This window comes from Actinokineospora spheciospongiae (assembly GCF_003182415.1).
GTDB classification, from domain to species: Bacteria; Actinomycetota; Actinomycetes; order Mycobacteriales; family Pseudonocardiaceae; genus Actinokineospora; species Actinokineospora spheciospongiae.
Genome location: NZ_QHCP01000006.1, coordinates 410,124 through 424,311, shown reverse-complemented (window position 1 = coordinate 424,311; position 14,188 = coordinate 410,124). Strand labels below are relative to the sequence as shown.

18 protein-coding genes and 3 tRNA genes are annotated in these 14,188 nt (G+C 70.4%); 13 read left to right on the top strand and 8 right to left on the bottom strand.

From position 1 onward, the window contains the following. Positions 1-27: 27 nt before the first annotated feature. Complete coding sequence (locus tag DFQ13_RS33955; RefSeq protein WP_181400059.1) at positions 28-183, top strand: hypothetical protein; 156 nt, start codon at positions 28-30, stop codon at positions 181-183. 119 nt (positions 184-302) lie between these two features. After that, positions 303-1,445 carry a DUF2786 domain-containing protein gene (locus DFQ13_RS35110; protein WP_181400048.1) on the top strand — a complete coding sequence of 381 codons (1,143 nt, stop codon included), beginning with the start codon at positions 303-305 and terminating at the stop codon, positions 1,443-1,445. Positions 1,446-1,496: 51 nt separating this feature from the next. On the opposite strand, the gene DFQ13_RS19465 is transcribed toward DFQ13_RS35110, so the two are convergent. Next, positions 1,497-1,586 (bottom strand) — tRNA-Ser (locus tag DFQ13_RS19465). A 640-nt stretch (positions 1,587-2,226) separates the two neighbouring features. Between DFQ13_RS19465 and DFQ13_RS19460 the strand changes: the two genes are divergently transcribed. From DFQ13_RS19460 to DFQ13_RS19440, 5 genes are all read left to right on the top strand, one after another. Continuing rightward, the gene (locus DFQ13_RS19460) at positions 2,227-2,832 is read left to right on the top strand and encodes a hypothetical protein (protein ID WP_035282060.1); all 606 of its coding nucleotides are present in this window, start codon (positions 2,227-2,229) and stop codon (positions 2,830-2,832) included. Positions 2,833-2,841: 9 nt separating this feature from the next. After that, positions 2,842-3,264 (top strand): hypothetical protein, encoded by a 423-nt coding sequence (locus DFQ13_RS19455; protein WP_146241281.1) that lies wholly within the window; start codon positions 2,842-2,844, stop codon positions 3,262-3,264. Between the two features lie 177 nt (positions 3,265-3,441). Then, complete coding sequence (locus tag DFQ13_RS35985; protein WP_110080834.1) at positions 3,442-3,525, top strand: putative leader peptide; 84 nt, start codon at positions 3,442-3,444, stop codon at positions 3,523-3,525. A gap of 64 nt (positions 3,526-3,589) precedes the next feature. Then, positions 3,590-4,945: a dicarboxylate/amino acid:cation symporter gene (locus DFQ13_RS19445; protein ID WP_110080801.1), complete on the top strand. Its 1,356-nt coding sequence runs from the start codon at positions 3,590-3,592 to the stop codon at positions 4,943-4,945. Positions 4,946-5,049: 104 nt separating this feature from the next. Further along, positions 5,050-5,439, top strand: coding sequence for a hypothetical protein (locus tag DFQ13_RS19440; protein ID WP_146241280.1), 390 nt, complete (start codon positions 5,050-5,052; stop codon positions 5,437-5,439). Between the two features lie 158 nt (positions 5,440-5,597). Here DFQ13_RS19440 and DFQ13_RS19435 read toward each other — a convergent pair whose 3' ends face one another. Next, positions 5,598-5,786 carry a hypothetical protein gene (locus DFQ13_RS19435; RefSeq protein ID WP_110080799.1) on the bottom strand — a complete coding sequence of 63 codons (189 nt, stop codon included), beginning with the start codon at positions 5,784-5,786 and terminating at the stop codon, positions 5,598-5,600. Positions 5,787-5,834: 48 nt separating this feature from the next. Next, positions 5,835-6,299 carry a GbsR/MarR family transcriptional regulator gene (locus tag DFQ13_RS19430; RefSeq protein WP_035282054.1) on the bottom strand — a complete coding sequence of 155 codons (465 nt, stop codon included), beginning with the start codon at positions 6,297-6,299 and terminating at the stop codon, positions 5,835-5,837. Between the two features lie 67 nt (positions 6,300-6,366). Here DFQ13_RS19430 and DFQ13_RS19425 point away from each other — a divergent pair, with 67 nt between their 5' ends. Continuing rightward, complete coding sequence (locus DFQ13_RS19425; RefSeq protein ID WP_110080798.1) at positions 6,367-7,257, top strand: ABC transporter ATP-binding protein; 891 nt, start codon at positions 6,367-6,369, stop codon at positions 7,255-7,257. Continuing rightward, positions 7,254-8,843 carry an ABC transporter permease gene (locus DFQ13_RS19420; protein ID WP_110080797.1) on the top strand — a complete coding sequence of 530 codons (1,590 nt, stop codon included), beginning with the start codon at positions 7,254-7,256 and terminating at the stop codon, positions 8,841-8,843. The genes DFQ13_RS19425 and DFQ13_RS19420 overlap by 4 nt, the downstream gene beginning before the upstream one ends. Before the next feature lie 51 nt (positions 8,844-8,894). Here DFQ13_RS19420 and DFQ13_RS19415 read toward each other — a convergent pair whose 3' ends face one another. Then, positions 8,895-9,086, bottom strand: a complete 192-nt coding sequence (locus DFQ13_RS19415; RefSeq protein WP_035282047.1) for a hypothetical protein — start codon at positions 9,084-9,086, stop codon at positions 8,895-8,897. Positions 9,087-9,208: 122 nt separating this feature from the next. Between DFQ13_RS19415 and DFQ13_RS19410 the strand changes: the two genes are divergently transcribed. From DFQ13_RS19410 to DFQ13_RS19395, 4 genes are all read left to right on the top strand, one after another. After that, a complete protein-coding gene (locus tag DFQ13_RS19410) occupies positions 9,209-10,408 on the top strand; it encodes an MFS transporter (protein ID WP_181400047.1) in 1,200 nt (399 codons plus the stop codon). Positions 10,409-10,560: 152 nt separating this feature from the next. Then, entirely contained in the window at positions 10,561-10,740 is a 180-nt protein-coding gene (locus tag DFQ13_RS19405) for a hypothetical protein (RefSeq protein ID WP_110080795.1), read from the top strand. A 77-nt stretch (positions 10,741-10,817) separates the two neighbouring features. Continuing rightward, the gene (locus DFQ13_RS19400) at positions 10,818-11,312 is read left to right on the top strand and encodes a hypothetical protein (protein WP_052021108.1); all 495 of its coding nucleotides are present in this window, start codon (positions 10,818-10,820) and stop codon (positions 11,310-11,312) included. A 215-nt stretch (positions 11,313-11,527) separates the two neighbouring features. Beyond that, the gene (locus DFQ13_RS19395; protein WP_110080794.1) at positions 11,528-12,334 is read left to right on the top strand and encodes a transglutaminase-like domain-containing protein; all 807 of its coding nucleotides are present in this window, start codon (positions 11,528-11,530) and stop codon (positions 12,332-12,334) included. Positions 12,335-12,433: 99 nt separating this feature from the next. Here DFQ13_RS19395 and DFQ13_RS19390 read toward each other — a convergent pair whose 3' ends face one another. The 4 genes from DFQ13_RS19390 to DFQ13_RS19375 all read right to left on the bottom strand — a co-directional run bounded on the left by DFQ13_RS19390 (position 12,434) and on the right by DFQ13_RS19375 (position 14,122). After that, positions 12,434-13,060 (bottom strand): hypothetical protein, encoded by a 627-nt coding sequence (locus tag DFQ13_RS19390; RefSeq protein WP_110080793.1) that lies wholly within the window; start codon positions 13,058-13,060, stop codon positions 12,434-12,436. A gap of 63 nt (positions 13,061-13,123) precedes the next feature. Beyond that, positions 13,124-13,615, bottom strand: coding sequence for a hypothetical protein (locus DFQ13_RS19385; RefSeq protein WP_146241279.1), 492 nt, complete (start codon positions 13,613-13,615; stop codon positions 13,124-13,126). Positions 13,616-13,921: 306 nt separating this feature from the next. Next, a tRNA-Arg gene (locus DFQ13_RS19380) sits at positions 13,922-13,997 on the bottom strand. Between the two features lie 35 nt (positions 13,998-14,032). After that, positions 14,033-14,122: transfer RNA gene (locus DFQ13_RS19375), tRNA-Ser, on the bottom strand. Between the last annotated feature and the right edge of the window lie 66 nt (positions 14,123-14,188).

Here is a 14,188-nt window from a genome sequence, read left to right as displayed (position 1 = left end):
CAAAAGGGGAGACGAGAAGGGGATGTCGTGACGACCGAGGACACGACCGCGGAGAACGGCGCCGGGGAGTCGACCGGCAGGCACGCGGCCAAGGAGGGCGCCGAGCGCCACCCGCTGATCGACCTCGACCGGGACCCGAACCCGGGGCGGGCCGACCACGCCGCCGAGGACGACCCGGAGTAGCCGCCGCACCGGTGGGGCCGCACCGCGGCCCCACCGGGGACACGCCCGGACAAGCCGTTCACCAGGGAAAACCCCGGGTTGAACGGCTTTTGTCGTACCGAGGGTGCACCATGTCCCCCATGCGAACATATGATCGAGAGACCCGGAGCTCGGTGGCGGTGCTGGCGGCCCGGCTGACCGAGGCCGCCGTCGTCCTCGCAGGCGGCGACCGCCGCCCGGTCCCGACGTATGTGCGCGACGTGGCAGCCCACGGCCTGCCCACCGCGGGCGCCGCCGCGATGATGGCCCTCGCCCACTCCCTGGAGCTGCTGTGGGGCCGCGGCTGGCTGCCCGCCGACGTCGCCGCGGTCGCCCCCAAGCCCGTCCGCGGCCTGCTCCTGGACGCCATCGCGCACGAGGGCGAGCGCTACGCCACCCGCGAGCTGCACCCCACCTGGCGCACCCAGCTCCTCGACCTCGGGGTCGCCGACCGCCCGGCCCCCGAGTTCACCGAGCACTCCCTGGCCCTGGCCGTGGAACTGCTGGCCGCCCTGATGGTCCTGCCGCAACTCCCGCACCTCATCCCCGCCCCCGGCACCCCCACGACCACCACCCCGGGCGCGCACGGCGTCGACCGCCGCGTCCTGGCCCGCGTCCGCGCCCTCCTGGCCAAGGCCGAGTCCACCCCGTACCCCGACGAGGCGGAGGCCCTGTCCACCAAGGCCCAGGAACTCATGGCCCGCCACGCCTTCGAACAGGCCGTCCTGGAGCACGACGACCGCCCCCAGGACGCCTCCGCCCACCGCATCTGGCTCACCGGCCCCTACCAGGGCCCCAAGGCCCAACTGGTCGACGCGGTGGCCACCGCCAACCGCTGCCGCGCCGTGTTCTACGCCCAACTCGGCTGCGTCGCCCTGGTCGGCCACCACACCGACCTGGAGATCTCCACCGTCCTGTCCACCTCGTTGCAGGTCCAGGCCACCCAGGCGATGAAGCGCACCCCGGCCCGCACCCGCGCCTTCCGGCACGCCTTCCTCACCGGCTACGCCCACCGCATCCGCACCCGCCTCACCACCGCCACCACCGAGGCCACCTCCGGCGACACCCGCCTGGTCCCCGTCCTCGGCCGCCGCCAGCAGGCAGTCGACATCAAGTTCGCCGCCATGTTCCCCGGCATCCGCGTCCGCCGCTCCACCATCAGCGACACCTCGGGCTGGAGCGCGGGCCAGGCCGCCGCCACCCTCGCCGACCTCACCCCACCCCGCCCCCGCGTGGCAAGCTGAAAAGCCGGGACGCCGGTCACCCCGAGGGGGTGACCGGCGTCCGGATCGCGCTGGCGGAGGATGGGGGATTTGAACCCCCGAGGGTTTTAACACCCAACACGATTTCCAATCGTGCGCACTAGGCCACTATGCGAATCCTCCGCAGAAGAGCTTACCGGAGGGGTCCGACCACCCGGGACGGGGGTCGGTGGCGGTGGTGCAGGGGCAGCGCGGGATGGTCGCGTCGATCAACGCGACCGAGACCAGCGTCGTGCCGGGCCACGGTGAGCGTCGCGGGTCCAGACGGACTCGCGCGCACCTGACCCGCTTCACGACCACGCCCGCGTCGCTGTGGCGTCACCTCGGAGGTGATCGCGCCCGGCACTGCGGGCAGCGGGGTGCAGACGCCCGACGCGGTGCACTCGGTCGCAGTCCGTACGCACAGGGAATGCAATGCGACGATCTCACCTCGCTTGTTCACCACGCTGAACTTCGCGTGCCGCCCTGGCGACAGGGGCTTCGGTCACAAGCAATGCGCTGTTGACCGATGTCGCCCGAAGACAACATGAGAAAAAACCGCGATAGCAATGATGTCGTTATTCGATTCGCCCCGCCAAGAGGTTTTCCCGACGACATGCTAAACGCTGTCGACAGAATGTGACGACTCCGCTGGATACATGGCATTCCGGTGATGACAAGCGAGATCCCTCACCCGCACACAGGATTGGCACACAGCGACTCTTGTGATTGAATCGGTGAAGACCCCCGAAATACCCAGGGGGCCGATCCTGGGGAGAGATCAATGTTTTCAGTACAACGCGCCCTGATCGCCGCATTGGCGACAGCGGCCGCCACTCTGGGGATGACGAGTCCGGCGGTGGCCGCACCGCTCGTCCCCGTCCTGGCCTCGTCGACCTCGACCGCCGAGTCCGATCTCGTCTGGGCGAACGAGCCGACGGGCGTGCCCGGTCCAGCGGGAACGCTGGCCGCTCCGCCGTGGGGGGCCTGCGGCAACAGCACCGAAGAGAATAAGGTGGTGCGAACCTTCAGCGGCACCTCTCGAAGGTTGTGGACCCTGCGCTGCGGGGGGCCACTGCACAGCAGCACACCCAGCTGGGGCTATCGGCACATCCTGTGGCGGCACCTGGGCGATTTCGAACGGATGGCGGCGGGCACCAACCAGAACTGGCGTGACATCGCAGACCTCTCGATGGATTCCATCGCCAAGGACCCGGATGCCTGGGGAGACGCGGGCGGCGGCAAGGATTGTCGATCGCGGCTCATCTACCTGATCAACACGAGCAACGGCCAGGTGGTGCGCACACAGATCGTCAAGCAGATCTCCGTGTTCAAGGGCGCGAACACCAGCGACATCATCACCGCTTACCCGGCGTCCGCCCAGTGCTAGTCTGAGGGTGTGGAAAACTCGCGCAACAGCCCTGGGGTGGTATTGGTCGACCACCTCAGGGCTCGCGGCTTCACTGTCCAAGAAGGACATAAACCGGGCAACTACGTTGTCACCGCATACCGCGACAGCGCGCTTGCCCTGCGACCACGGTTGAGCCTGCCCACCGACCTGCTCACGGAGTACCTGGATGCGATGAACCGCACTCCGGGCGCGACCCCCTCGGAAATGGATGCCCTGTCGCTCGTGGAAGTGCACCTGGAAGAGGAGTTGACCACAGCAGGCGCTGATGGCCGCAACCACGCCACAGCGATCGGCGTTCGACGCGGATCACATGGTCGAGTGGAGTGGTTCGCCCGCCACGCCGATCCCGAAGTCCTGCAGCGTCACGATGCCCTCCCGGAAGACCTCGAGTGGCGAGCCGACCCGGTGTGACGAGTGCCCTCGCTGCCGGGGGACCCCAGGCGACTTCCGCCTGACGGATTCGTGCGCTGAGTTCGCCGCGCCCAGTCGCGGAACTCGGCGACCTGCGGTGTTCCACTTGGTGGGAGTGACAACAGTCTCGGCCGCTCGGCGGAAGTAATTCACCGGGCAACTGGTTGGCTCACGGTGATGAGGACTTCCCCGGGGACCGCGCTGACCGAGCGCCTGCACGTCGATCTGCGGCGGCAGGCCAGCTCGCTCTGTCCGCGCTGAGCCCTGTCCGCGCTGAATCAGACCAGCCCACCTCACCCCTGTCACCCCTCCCCTGGGAGCACCCATGTCCACAGACGTGCCCACGGCGGCGACCCGGGAGCCGCGATCCGGCTCCCGGCGCAGCCTGTACTTCGGCCTGGCGGTCCTCGCGGGCCTCGTGCTCGGCGCGGTCCTCGGCTTCGTCGCCGAGCAGACCGACACCGCCTGGCTGACGACCACGCTGAAGACCATCGGTGACGTGTTCACCAGCCTGTTGCAGTTCACCGTCATCCCGCTGGTCTTCACCTCGATCGTGGTCGGCATCAACAGCCTGCGCGGCCTCGGCGGCCCGCGCACCGCCGCCCGGCTCGGCGGCAAGACGCTGCTGTGGTTCGGCATCACCTCGCTGATCGCGGTGCTGATCGGCATCGCCGTCGGCCTGGTCAGCGGCGCGGGCAAGGGGGTCGACGTCGAGCCGAGCGCGGCCACCGTGGAGAAGCTGGCCGACCGCGCGCAGGGTGACTGGCTGACCGTGCTCAACGGCCTGGTGCCGAGCAACATCTTCTCGGCCTTCACCGAGGGCGAGATCCTGCAGGTGGTGTTCGTGGCCGTCCTGGTCGGCATCGCCACCTACACCCTGGGCGAGAAGGCCGCCCCGTTCGTCGCGTTCAACCGCTCGGCGTTCGACATCATCCAGAAGCTGCTGGGCTGGATCATCCGCCTCGCCCCGCTCGGCGTCCTGGGCCTGATCGGCACCGCCTTCGCCACCTACGGCAACCAGTTCGTCAAGCCGCTGCTCTCGCTCATCGCGGCGGTGTACGTGGCCGCGCTCCTGGTCCTGTTCGTGGTCTACCCGATCCTGCTGCGCACCGTCGGCCGGGTGAGCCCGGTGAAGTTCTTCGGCAAGGCCTGGACCGCGTTGCAGTTCGCCTTCGTCTCCCGCTCCTCCGGCGCGACGCTGCCGCTGAGCAGGCAGACGGCCGTCAACCTGGGTGTGGAACCCGGTTACGCCGGTTTCGCCGTCCCGCTGGGCACCACCACGAAGATGGACGGGTGCGCCGCCCTCTACCCGGCGATCGGCACCATCTTCATCGCCAACCTGTTCGGGGTCTCGCTGAGCTTCTGGCAGTACGCGGGCATCGTCGCCGTGGCCGTGTTCGGCGCGTTCGCCACGGCGGGCACGACCGGCTGGTTCACCATGCTGACGCTGACCCTGAGCACCATCGGCCTCCCCCCGGAGGTCGTGGCGACCGGCGTGGCGATCGTCTTCGGCATCGACCCGATCCTGGACATGATCCGCACCGCCACCAACGTCGCGGGCCAGATCACCGTCCCGGTCCTGGTGGCCCGCTCGGAGGACCTGCTGGACGACGAGGTCCTGAACGCCCCCAGCACCCCGCCGCTGCTGGACCAGGAGACCAGGGAACCCGCGCTCGTCTGAGGTCCCGCAGAAGCGGCCGGTGTTCTCGAAGCTTCGAGAACACCGGCCGCTTCCGTTGTCCGGAACGGGTCCTGGCGAGGGCACCGCTCGGTCAGACTGGTCGAATGGGTGAAGTGGAAACCGAGCGGGTGTGGCCGCACCTGCTGCTGGCGTTGCTCACCACCGGCGTCCTCATCGGTGTGCCCTGGTTGGCACTGCTGGGCGTGGGCGAGTCGATCCACCTGTTCGGCGGCGAACCCACGGAGTGGGAGAAGGGCAGGGGGTGGCTGCTCACCGCCTTCTGGGTGGGCGTCGGCGGTTCGGCGGCGGGCCTGGTGCTGGCCGTGCGGTTGCGCCGCAGCGGGTTCGCCGGGTTCTTCACAACCTCCCTTGTCGTCGTCCTGCTGGTGTGGCTCGGCAGCCGCCCGTCCGCCCCGGGGCCAGCGTTCGACCCGGCAGGCCCCGGGGTGTGCCAGGAGCACAGCGGCGGCGACAGCACCTGTCCTGGCGGCTGACCCCCCTCAGCCCTCGGCCGGGGTGGCGCCCGCGTAGCCACGCCGGGCGAACACGCGGGCCGCGGCGGTCAGCAGGTCGGCGCGGGTCTGGGCGGTCCGCTCGTCCCGGGGGAGTCGGGGCACGTGTCCTCGCCGACAGTCGTGGTCGGGGGTGCAGCTCACTGCAGGCGCCACCCGCGCCGAAGTGTGAAGCCGCCCGGCGCGACGGCCACACCGTCCTGCTCCGCCAGGAGGCGGACGGCCATGTCGGCGTCAGCACGCGCCGCCACCCGCTGGTTCGACCGCGCCGACGACAGCCGCCACCAGGCGGTCATCGGGTCCGAACCGGACGGCAGGTCGTGGATCACGGTCAGCCCGCTGGACCGCGCGCGTGCGGCGAGCAGGCCGCGAGCTGATCACGACCGCGCGGCCTCCTCGGCCCGCCACCGGTCGATCAGGTCCACCATCTCCCGCTGCAGGAAGTCGAAGAACCGGGCCGACTGCGCCATCCGCTCCCCCGCCGGGGTCCCCGGGCCGAGCACCCCGACCCCTTCGGCCATCGTCGACGCCCAGGTCACCAGCAGCTTGTCCCGGTTGACGATCGCCTCCACCCAGGCCCCGTCGCCGACCTGGTAGTGGTCGCGCCGCTCCCCCGGCACCCGCCCCTTGGTCACCAGTCCGACCTGGTCGAGGTAGCGCACCGCGCCGGAGATCGCCGCCGGGCTGACCTGCAGGGCGGCGGCGAGTTCCGGTGCCGTCAGCCGCCCGGAGTCGGTCACCAGGAGGCGGCCGAACACGCGCGCGGGCATCCGCGCCATGCCCGCCTCGGCCATCAGCAGGGCGAGGCGCTCGACGAACCGGGCCACCGCGTCTTCGCTCACCCCATCAGCCTACCTTATCCCCTTCAAAACGTTCACAAAGTTGTGAAAACCGAGTACGTTGTGAATCATGACAACGGCAATTTCGGTGTCCGGCCTGGTCAAGTCGTTCGGCCGGACCCGCGCGCTCGACGGTCTCGACCTGTCGGTGCGGACGGGGGAGGTGCACGGCTTCCTGGGCCCCAACGGCTCCGGGAAGTCGACCACCATCAGGGTGCTGCTGGGCCTGCTGCGCGCGGACGCGGGCGAGGTCTCCCTGCTCGGCGGCGACCCGTGGCGCGACGCCACCGAGCTGCACCGCAGGCTCGCCTACGTCCCCGGCGACGTCTCGCTCTGGCCCAACCTCTCCGGCGGCGAGGTCATCGACCTGCTCGGCAGGCTCCGCGGCGGCCTCGACCGGCGCCGCCGCGACGAGCTGCTGGACCGCTTCGACCTCGACCCGCGCAAGAAGGGCCGCACCTACTCCAAGGGCAACCGGCAGAAGGTCGCCCTCGTCGCCGCCCTGGCCTCCGACGTCGACCTGCTCGTCCTCGACGAACCCACCTCCGGGCTCGACCCGCTGATGGAGTCGGTGTTCCAGCGGTGCGTCGCCGAGGAGCGCGACCGCGGCCGCACCGTGCTGCTCTCCAGCCACATCCTCGCCGAGGTGGAAACCCTCTGCGACCGCGTCAGCATCATCCGCGCGGGCCGCGCGGTGGAGACCGGCACGCTCGCCGACCTGCGCCACCTGACCCGCACCAGCATCACCGCCGACCTCAGCGGCCCGCCGGACGGCATCGGCGAGCTGCCCGGCGTGCACGACCTCAAGGCCGAGGGCAACCGGGTCCGCTTCGACGTCGACACCTCCGACCTCGACCGGGCGCTGCGCGCGCTGACCGCGGCCGGGGTGAAGTCGCTGACCAGCCAACCGCCGACCCTGGAGGAGCTGTTCCTCCGCCACTACCAGGAATCCGGCCGATGACCGGGACCGGTGCGCTGATCCGGCTCGCCCTGCGCCGCGACCGGGTCCTGCTCCCCCTCTGGGTGCTGCTGCTCGGGTTCCTCCCGGTGGGCACCGTCTCGACGTACGAGGGCCTGTACCCCGACGCCGCCTCCCGCGCGACGCTCAACGCGAGCAGCGGCGGCAACCCGTCCATCGCGGTGATCTACGGCAAGGCGTTCGACCTGACCACGCCCGGCGGGTTCACCGCCTGGCGCTACGGCGTGTTCCTCGCCCTGTTCCTGGGCCTGGTGGCCGCCTTCACCGTCACCCGGCACACCCGCGCCGAGGAGGACAGCGGGCGGCTGGAGCTGCTCGGGTCCGCGGTGGTCGGGCGGTACGCGGCGCTGACCGCGGCGGTCACCGTCGCGGCGGGCACCAGCGCGCTGGTCGGCGCGGTGCAGGCGGTCACCCTGATCGGCGCCGGGCTGCCCGCGGCGGGCTCGCTCACCTTCGGCGCGGGCATGGCGGGCGCCGGGCTGGCGTTCACCGCCGTCGCCGCGGTGACCGCGCAGCTCACCGAGTACTCGCGGTCGGCCAACGGGCTGGCGGGCGGGGTCCTCGGCGTGGCGTTCCTGCTCCGCGCGGTCGGCGACTCCAGCCCGGGTGCGTCCTGGCTGTCCTGGCTCTCACCGCTGTCCTGGACGCAACTGGCCCGACCGTTCGCCGGGGAACGGCCGTGGGTGCTGTTCATCCCGCTGGTCGCGGCGGTGGCCGTGGGCACCGGCGGGTACCTGCTGCTCCCCCGCCGCGACCTGGGCGCGGGCCTGCTGCCCACGCGGCCCGGACCGCCGACCGCGCCCCCCTCGCTGCGCGGACCGCTCGGCCTGGCCTGGCGGTTGCAGCGCGGCGCGCTGATCGGCTGGACCGTGGCCATGGCGGTCATCGGCGCCGTCTTCGGCTCCATCGCCGACGGCATCGGCGGCCTGGTCGGCGACAGCGAGCAGGTGCGCGGGATCTTCGAGCGGATGGGCGGCGCGCAGGGCATCGTCGACACCTACCTGGCGTTGATCGGCAGCGTGTTCGGCATGGTCGTCGCGGTCTACGCCGTCCTGGTCGCGCTGCGGCTGCGCACCGAGGAGACCGGCGGGCGCGCCGAACCGGTGCTCGCGGCCGGGGTCGGCCGGACCGCCTGGATGGGCGCGCACCTGGTGTTCGCACTGCTCGGGTCGGCGCTGCTGCTCACCGTCGCCGGGCTCGGCACCGGGCTCGCGCACGGCCTGCGCGCCGGGAACCTCGGCACCCAGCTCGGGCACGCGGTGGGTGGGGCGATCGCGCAACTGCCCGCGGTGTGGGTCGTCGCCGGGGTGGCCGCGCTGCTGTTCGGGCTGCTGCCGACCCTCTCCGCGGCGGGGTCCTGGGCCGTGGTCGGGGTCGTCGTCGGCATCGGGCTGTTCGGGCCCGCGCTGAACGCGGGCCAGGCCGTGCTCGACGTCTCGCCGTTCACCCACGTGCCCAAGGTCCCGGGTCCGGCGGTGTCGGCGGCACCGCTGGTGTGGCTGACCGCGATCGGGGTGTTCACCGCTGCCGCCGGGCTCGCCGCCTTCCGCGGGCGCGACGTCGGCTGACCGGCCCGGGGCGGGCTTCGGGGGACGCCCGCCCCGGACGGCCAGAGCCGCTCAGACCCGGCTGGAGTCGGCTTCGACCGGCAGCCCGGCCAGCTCGCGCACGATGCGCTGGGCCAGCTCCAACCCGGCGGCCTGGCCCGCGCGGTAGGACTCGTCCGTGGACAGCTCACGGGCGTCCCGCTCGGCCTCGGCCAGCTTGGCGAGCACGGAGATGACCTCGATGGTCTCGACAGGTTCCGACATCGTGGGGTTCCTTCATTCGGGGGATGACTCCTGCCAGGTACCCCCAACCACACCCGTCGTGACAGTCCACGGGCCGATCGGGGCATATAGTTTCCCCGGCCGAGGGTTGGAGGGTGGGAAGCGTGAGCGCGGCACCGGCGACCGCGGCGGCGCGGACCCTGCCCCGCGAGGTGTGGGTCCTGGTCGTCGCCAACTTCGTCATCGCCATCGGGTTCGGCCTGGTCGCGCCCGCCCTGCCCACGTTCGCGCGCGGCTTCGACGTGAGCGTCACGGCGGCCTCGGTGGTGATCAGCGCGTTCGCCGTCGCCCGGCTGGCCTTCGCCCCGGTCGGCGGGCGCCTGGTGACCCGGCTGGGCGAGCGCCGGGTGTACCTGTGGGGCCTGCTGATCGTCGCCGTCTCCACCGGCGCCTGCGCGTTCGCCACCGAGTACTGGCACCTGCTCGTCTTCCGCGCGCTCGGCGGCACCGGCTCCACCATGTTCACCGTCTCCGGCGTCGGCCTGCTGATCCACCTCACCCCACCCACCCTGCGCGGCCGGGCCTCGGGGCTGTGGGGCACCAGCTTCCTGCTCGGCAACGTGGCGGGCCCGCTGGTCGGCGGCAGCCTGATCACCATCTCGGTGCGCGCCCCGTTCCTCGTCTACGCGGTCTCGCTGCTGGTGGCCATCGCCTTCGTGTGGCTCCTGCTCCGCCGGTCCACCCTGGTCGCCCACGGCGACGACCGGGGCCCGACGTTCCCGCTGCGCGCCGCTCTGCGCGTGAGCGGCTACCGGGCGGCCCTCGTGTCCAGCTTCGCCAACGGCTGGGCGGTGTTCGGCGTGCGGGTGTCGCTGATGCCCCTGTTCATCGTCGAGGTGCTGGAGCGCGACGGCGCGTTCGCGGGCACCGCCCTGTCGGTGTTCGCGGCGGGCAACGTCGTGATGCTGGTGGTGTCCGGTCGGCTGTCGGACCGGTGGGGGCGCAAACCGCTGGTGCTGATCGGGCTCGTGGTGTCCGGGGGCGCGATGGTGTGGCTGGGGTTCACCACCACCGTCCCGGAGTTCCTGCTGGCCACGGTGGTCGCGGGCCTGGGGACGGGCGTGCTGACGCCCCCGCAGCAGGCCGCCGTGGCGGACGTCATCGGCACCGGCGCCCGCGGCGGACAGGTCCTCGCCACCTTCCAGATGGCCGCCGACGTGGGCGCCATCCTCGGCCCGGTCGTGGCGGGCCTGCTCGTCGACGCCTTCTCCTACCGGTTGGCGTTCGCCGCCTCCGGCTTCCTGGTCGTGGCGGCGGTGCTGGCCTGGCTGCCCGCCCGCGAAACCATGGTCCGATCCACCTGATACACAGCGTGTAAATCAAGTTCACCCATACGGGCGGAATCCGTCCCCAGGAGGAAACAAATGCCGCCGAACGGGTGCGCCCCTGTGAATGAAATGGGAACCTGGGGGGTACCAGACGGGACCGGTGAGTAACGGCTGAGGCGGTGAGCAGGGTGACGACAGCACTGTGGCTCCTGGCCGCGACGGCGGTCGTGGTGTTCCTGGTCTGGCGGCTGCGCCGCGCGAACCACACCCTCGACACCATCCTCCGCGAGGAGCGCGAGCGCCCCCCGGTCCCGTTGGACACCGACGACGAACCACACGAGGTCGGTCGCCACCGCCGGGACCCCTGACCGCCGCCCCCGGCCCCTGTCAAGACCCTGTGGACAACTTTTCGCGCGATCCCGCGAACCGCCCTACCTTCTCCCCCATGGCATTCACCCTGGAGTACACCAGCACCGCCCGGAACATCACCTACACCCTGACCGTCAACGCCGACACCGAAGGCGCCCTCGCCATCGACCTCACCGGCGAGGACGAGTCGGGCACCAGGGTCGCCGAGGGCACCCTCACCCTCCCCCCGGGCGGCGCCACCGAGTCCGCCCGCCTCCTGCACCAGTCCCTCACGGCGATCGCGGGCTTCGAGACCCGCCGCCCCCGCCGCAGCACGGTCGGCAACGCCAACCAGCGCTGGACCCCCGACGAGGACACCGCCCTCCGCGAGGCCTGGCTGTCCCACCCACCAACGGATTCCGCCACCGAAGTCATCCGATCCCTGGCCACCACCCACCAACGCAGTCCCGCCGCCATCCGAGCCCGCCTCCCCCGCCTCACCTGCGACCCGGACGTCAGCGGCCGCCTCCTCACCGAAACCACAGCAACCCTGGTGGGCCGAGACGCCATCCCCGCCGTGGACGACACCTGACCCACGCCACCGCTCCTCCACCCACCGCCACCGCTTTCCCTCCGCTACAACACTTCTCGCCCACCACAGCAGCTCTCCGGCCGGTGCACCCCACCGCACCGGCCACCCACCAACGGCACCCCATTGCCCCCACATCCCTCCGCCGCAGCACGTCAGCAGCAACGCACGGCGGCGGCGTCTAGGTGGGAAGGTGCCTGCTACCCGATGATGGAGGAATGCTGGAAATCTGCCGAATCGACGTGGAATTACGGCTGCGCCTGACGCAGTCGGGCCCGGTCACCGTGTCGGTGGCCGCCGCCGGACCGCCCGGGGACGAGGAGCTGCTGGTCGAAGGCGCGCCGGGTCCACCGCGAGTGGTGGCGATGCCGCAGGGCACCCGCCTGCACGTGGTTGACGCGACCCCCGGCGACCTGACCCTGCGCTACCGGGCGGCACACCGGTACGGCACCGGCGTGGCCGAGGTCGAACTGGCCGCCGTCACCGAGGCCGAGCGGATCGAATACCTGCGCCCGAGCCGCTACTGCCCCTCCGACCGCCTCGGCGGCTACGCCACCCGCATCATCGGCACCCAAACCGACAACGCGGAAAAAGTCCGAGCCATAGTCACCCACGTCGCCCAACACCTGTCCTATGTAGGCGGTTCAAGCGCCCCGACCGACGACGCGGTCGACACCCTCCTGCTCACCCAAGGCGTCTGCCGCGACTACGCCCACCTGTGCGTGGCCCTGTGCCGAGCCGTCGACGTCCCCGCCCGCTTCGTCTCCGTCTACGCCCCCGGCCTGTCCCCCATGGACTTCCACGCCGTCTTCGAAGCAGCCATCGAAGACCGCTGGCACGTCTTCGACGCCACCCACCTGGCCCCCCGCCAATCCCTCCTCCGCATAGCCACCGGCCGCGACGCCGCCGACACGGCATTCCTGACCACTCCGAACAACACCGACCTGCTCTCCACCTCCATCACCGTCACCGCCGAACCCACCCTCCCCACCGACAACCCCGAAGACCTGGTGGTCCTCAGCTGACACCGGTTCCCCCGACCCCGACGACAACACGGAACGAGGTGACGAGCGCGGTCGAGCGGATGTTCTCCCCGGAGGAGGTTGCCCCGGGCAGGACACCGGTCAATCCATGTCGCTCAGGGTCAGCATCCACAACGTCCGGCTATGACCGGCGTAGGCGGCCCAGGTCGTGTTGAAAAGCCCTCGGAACCACGGAGCCCACGGGTCGGGGCTCGACAGGCAGGAAACGCTCGAATACCTCTCCCCGAACAGCGTTCGGTACAGATCGTTCGCCTGGGCAAGGGCGGCGAGCGCCCGGTGGTCGCGGTCGGCGGCAGTCGATTCCCGCGGGTCCGTGCCGAAGCTGCCGTCGTACATCGCGCGGGCCCACTCAGCTGCCAAGCCGATGGCAGGCACCGGCCGCCAGCCGCGCGGGGGGTGGTTCGCCCCGGTGTTCAGCGGCCTGGTCGCATCGAGCGAGTCCGGCAACAGGTGTCGGACCGCTCGATGCGCCAGGATGTCCGGAAACAGACTCGGGAGATGGTGTCGCGCAATCTCATCCGCCAGGTCGGGTGACCCCAACACAATTCCTTGGAGCTGGGCATCCCCGTTGAGCCGGTCATTCCTCAGCCAGACCAGCGCCGGTGACCGGTTGACTTCGTCGGATTCCGCCAAGCGCACCGCCAGTTCGCTCTCCAGCTTTCCGGCCTGCGTTTCGGACAAGTGGGAGAAGACTGTGAGGTCACCCATCTTATCAGCGTAACAGCAACGACGATACGAGCATCACAGGAACAACTTCAAATCAGGACCCGATCACACGTGCGCAGCGCAGTTCTCCCAGTCCGCACTGTTGGGCCCCTTCGTGTAGGCCGTCAGGATGTACGGGGAGAAGTCATCGGTCGCGACTTCGACGATCGGCCCGCCGGGCGTCTGGTACGAGTACAGGCTCGAGTACTGCTGCGGAATCTTCTGCCCACGCAGCAGTGCGGCCTGGTAGCACGCCTGGAACGACAACACACTGTTGATCGGGTGACCGGCGTGGATGTGCCGGGCTCCGGCGATTTCGGGCGGACCGCACTCCAGTTGGAAGTCCGTCTGCGGAGTATCCGGACGACTCACCGGCAATTGGTCGACAATCGCATCGTTGGGCACGGTCGATCCCGCCGCGATGCATTCGGCAATCTCCCCGGCACCCAGAACACCCACGTCGACACGTCGACCCTCGGCCGCGACAGCGGGCCCGGCGGTGACCGCAATCCCACCCGCGACCAGAACAGCGCAGGAAAAAGCGATGAGCCGCTTCACACATCCCCCTCAACATGGTGAACAACGAACCGCCGACGATTCTTCATGTGACTTTGTAACCAGAACACCACCGATAGGGTGACATGGCAACCTGGTTCGCCGCTTCACACCAACGGTCGCCGCGACCCCAGCCACACCACACTGAAGACGACGAGCGACCTGCCCCCACCCACTGCAACCGAGGCGACAGCGACCGTGGTGTCGCAACGAAGGACGCGCGGACACCCAAGACGTGACCACAGCCACAGGAGCGATGCCCGGGAAAGCGAGAACCGCAGCTCGACGGTGGTCTCACTGCGGTTCTGCTGGTGCACCCGAAGGGATTCGAACCCCTAACCTTCTGATCCGTAGTCAGATGCTCTATCCGTTGAGCTACGGGTGCGTGTTCAGTTGTCACCCAGCGGACCAGGTGTACAGCGGAGGCTCCGGGATTTGAACCCGGGAGGGGCAGTTAACCCCAACCGCATTAGCAGTGCGGCGCCATAGACCAGACTAGGCGAAGCCTCCCGGGGCCCCAGGCCGCTCGAGAGAAGAGACTACACAGGTCCTCCCGCGGGTGGCAAAACGCCCCCC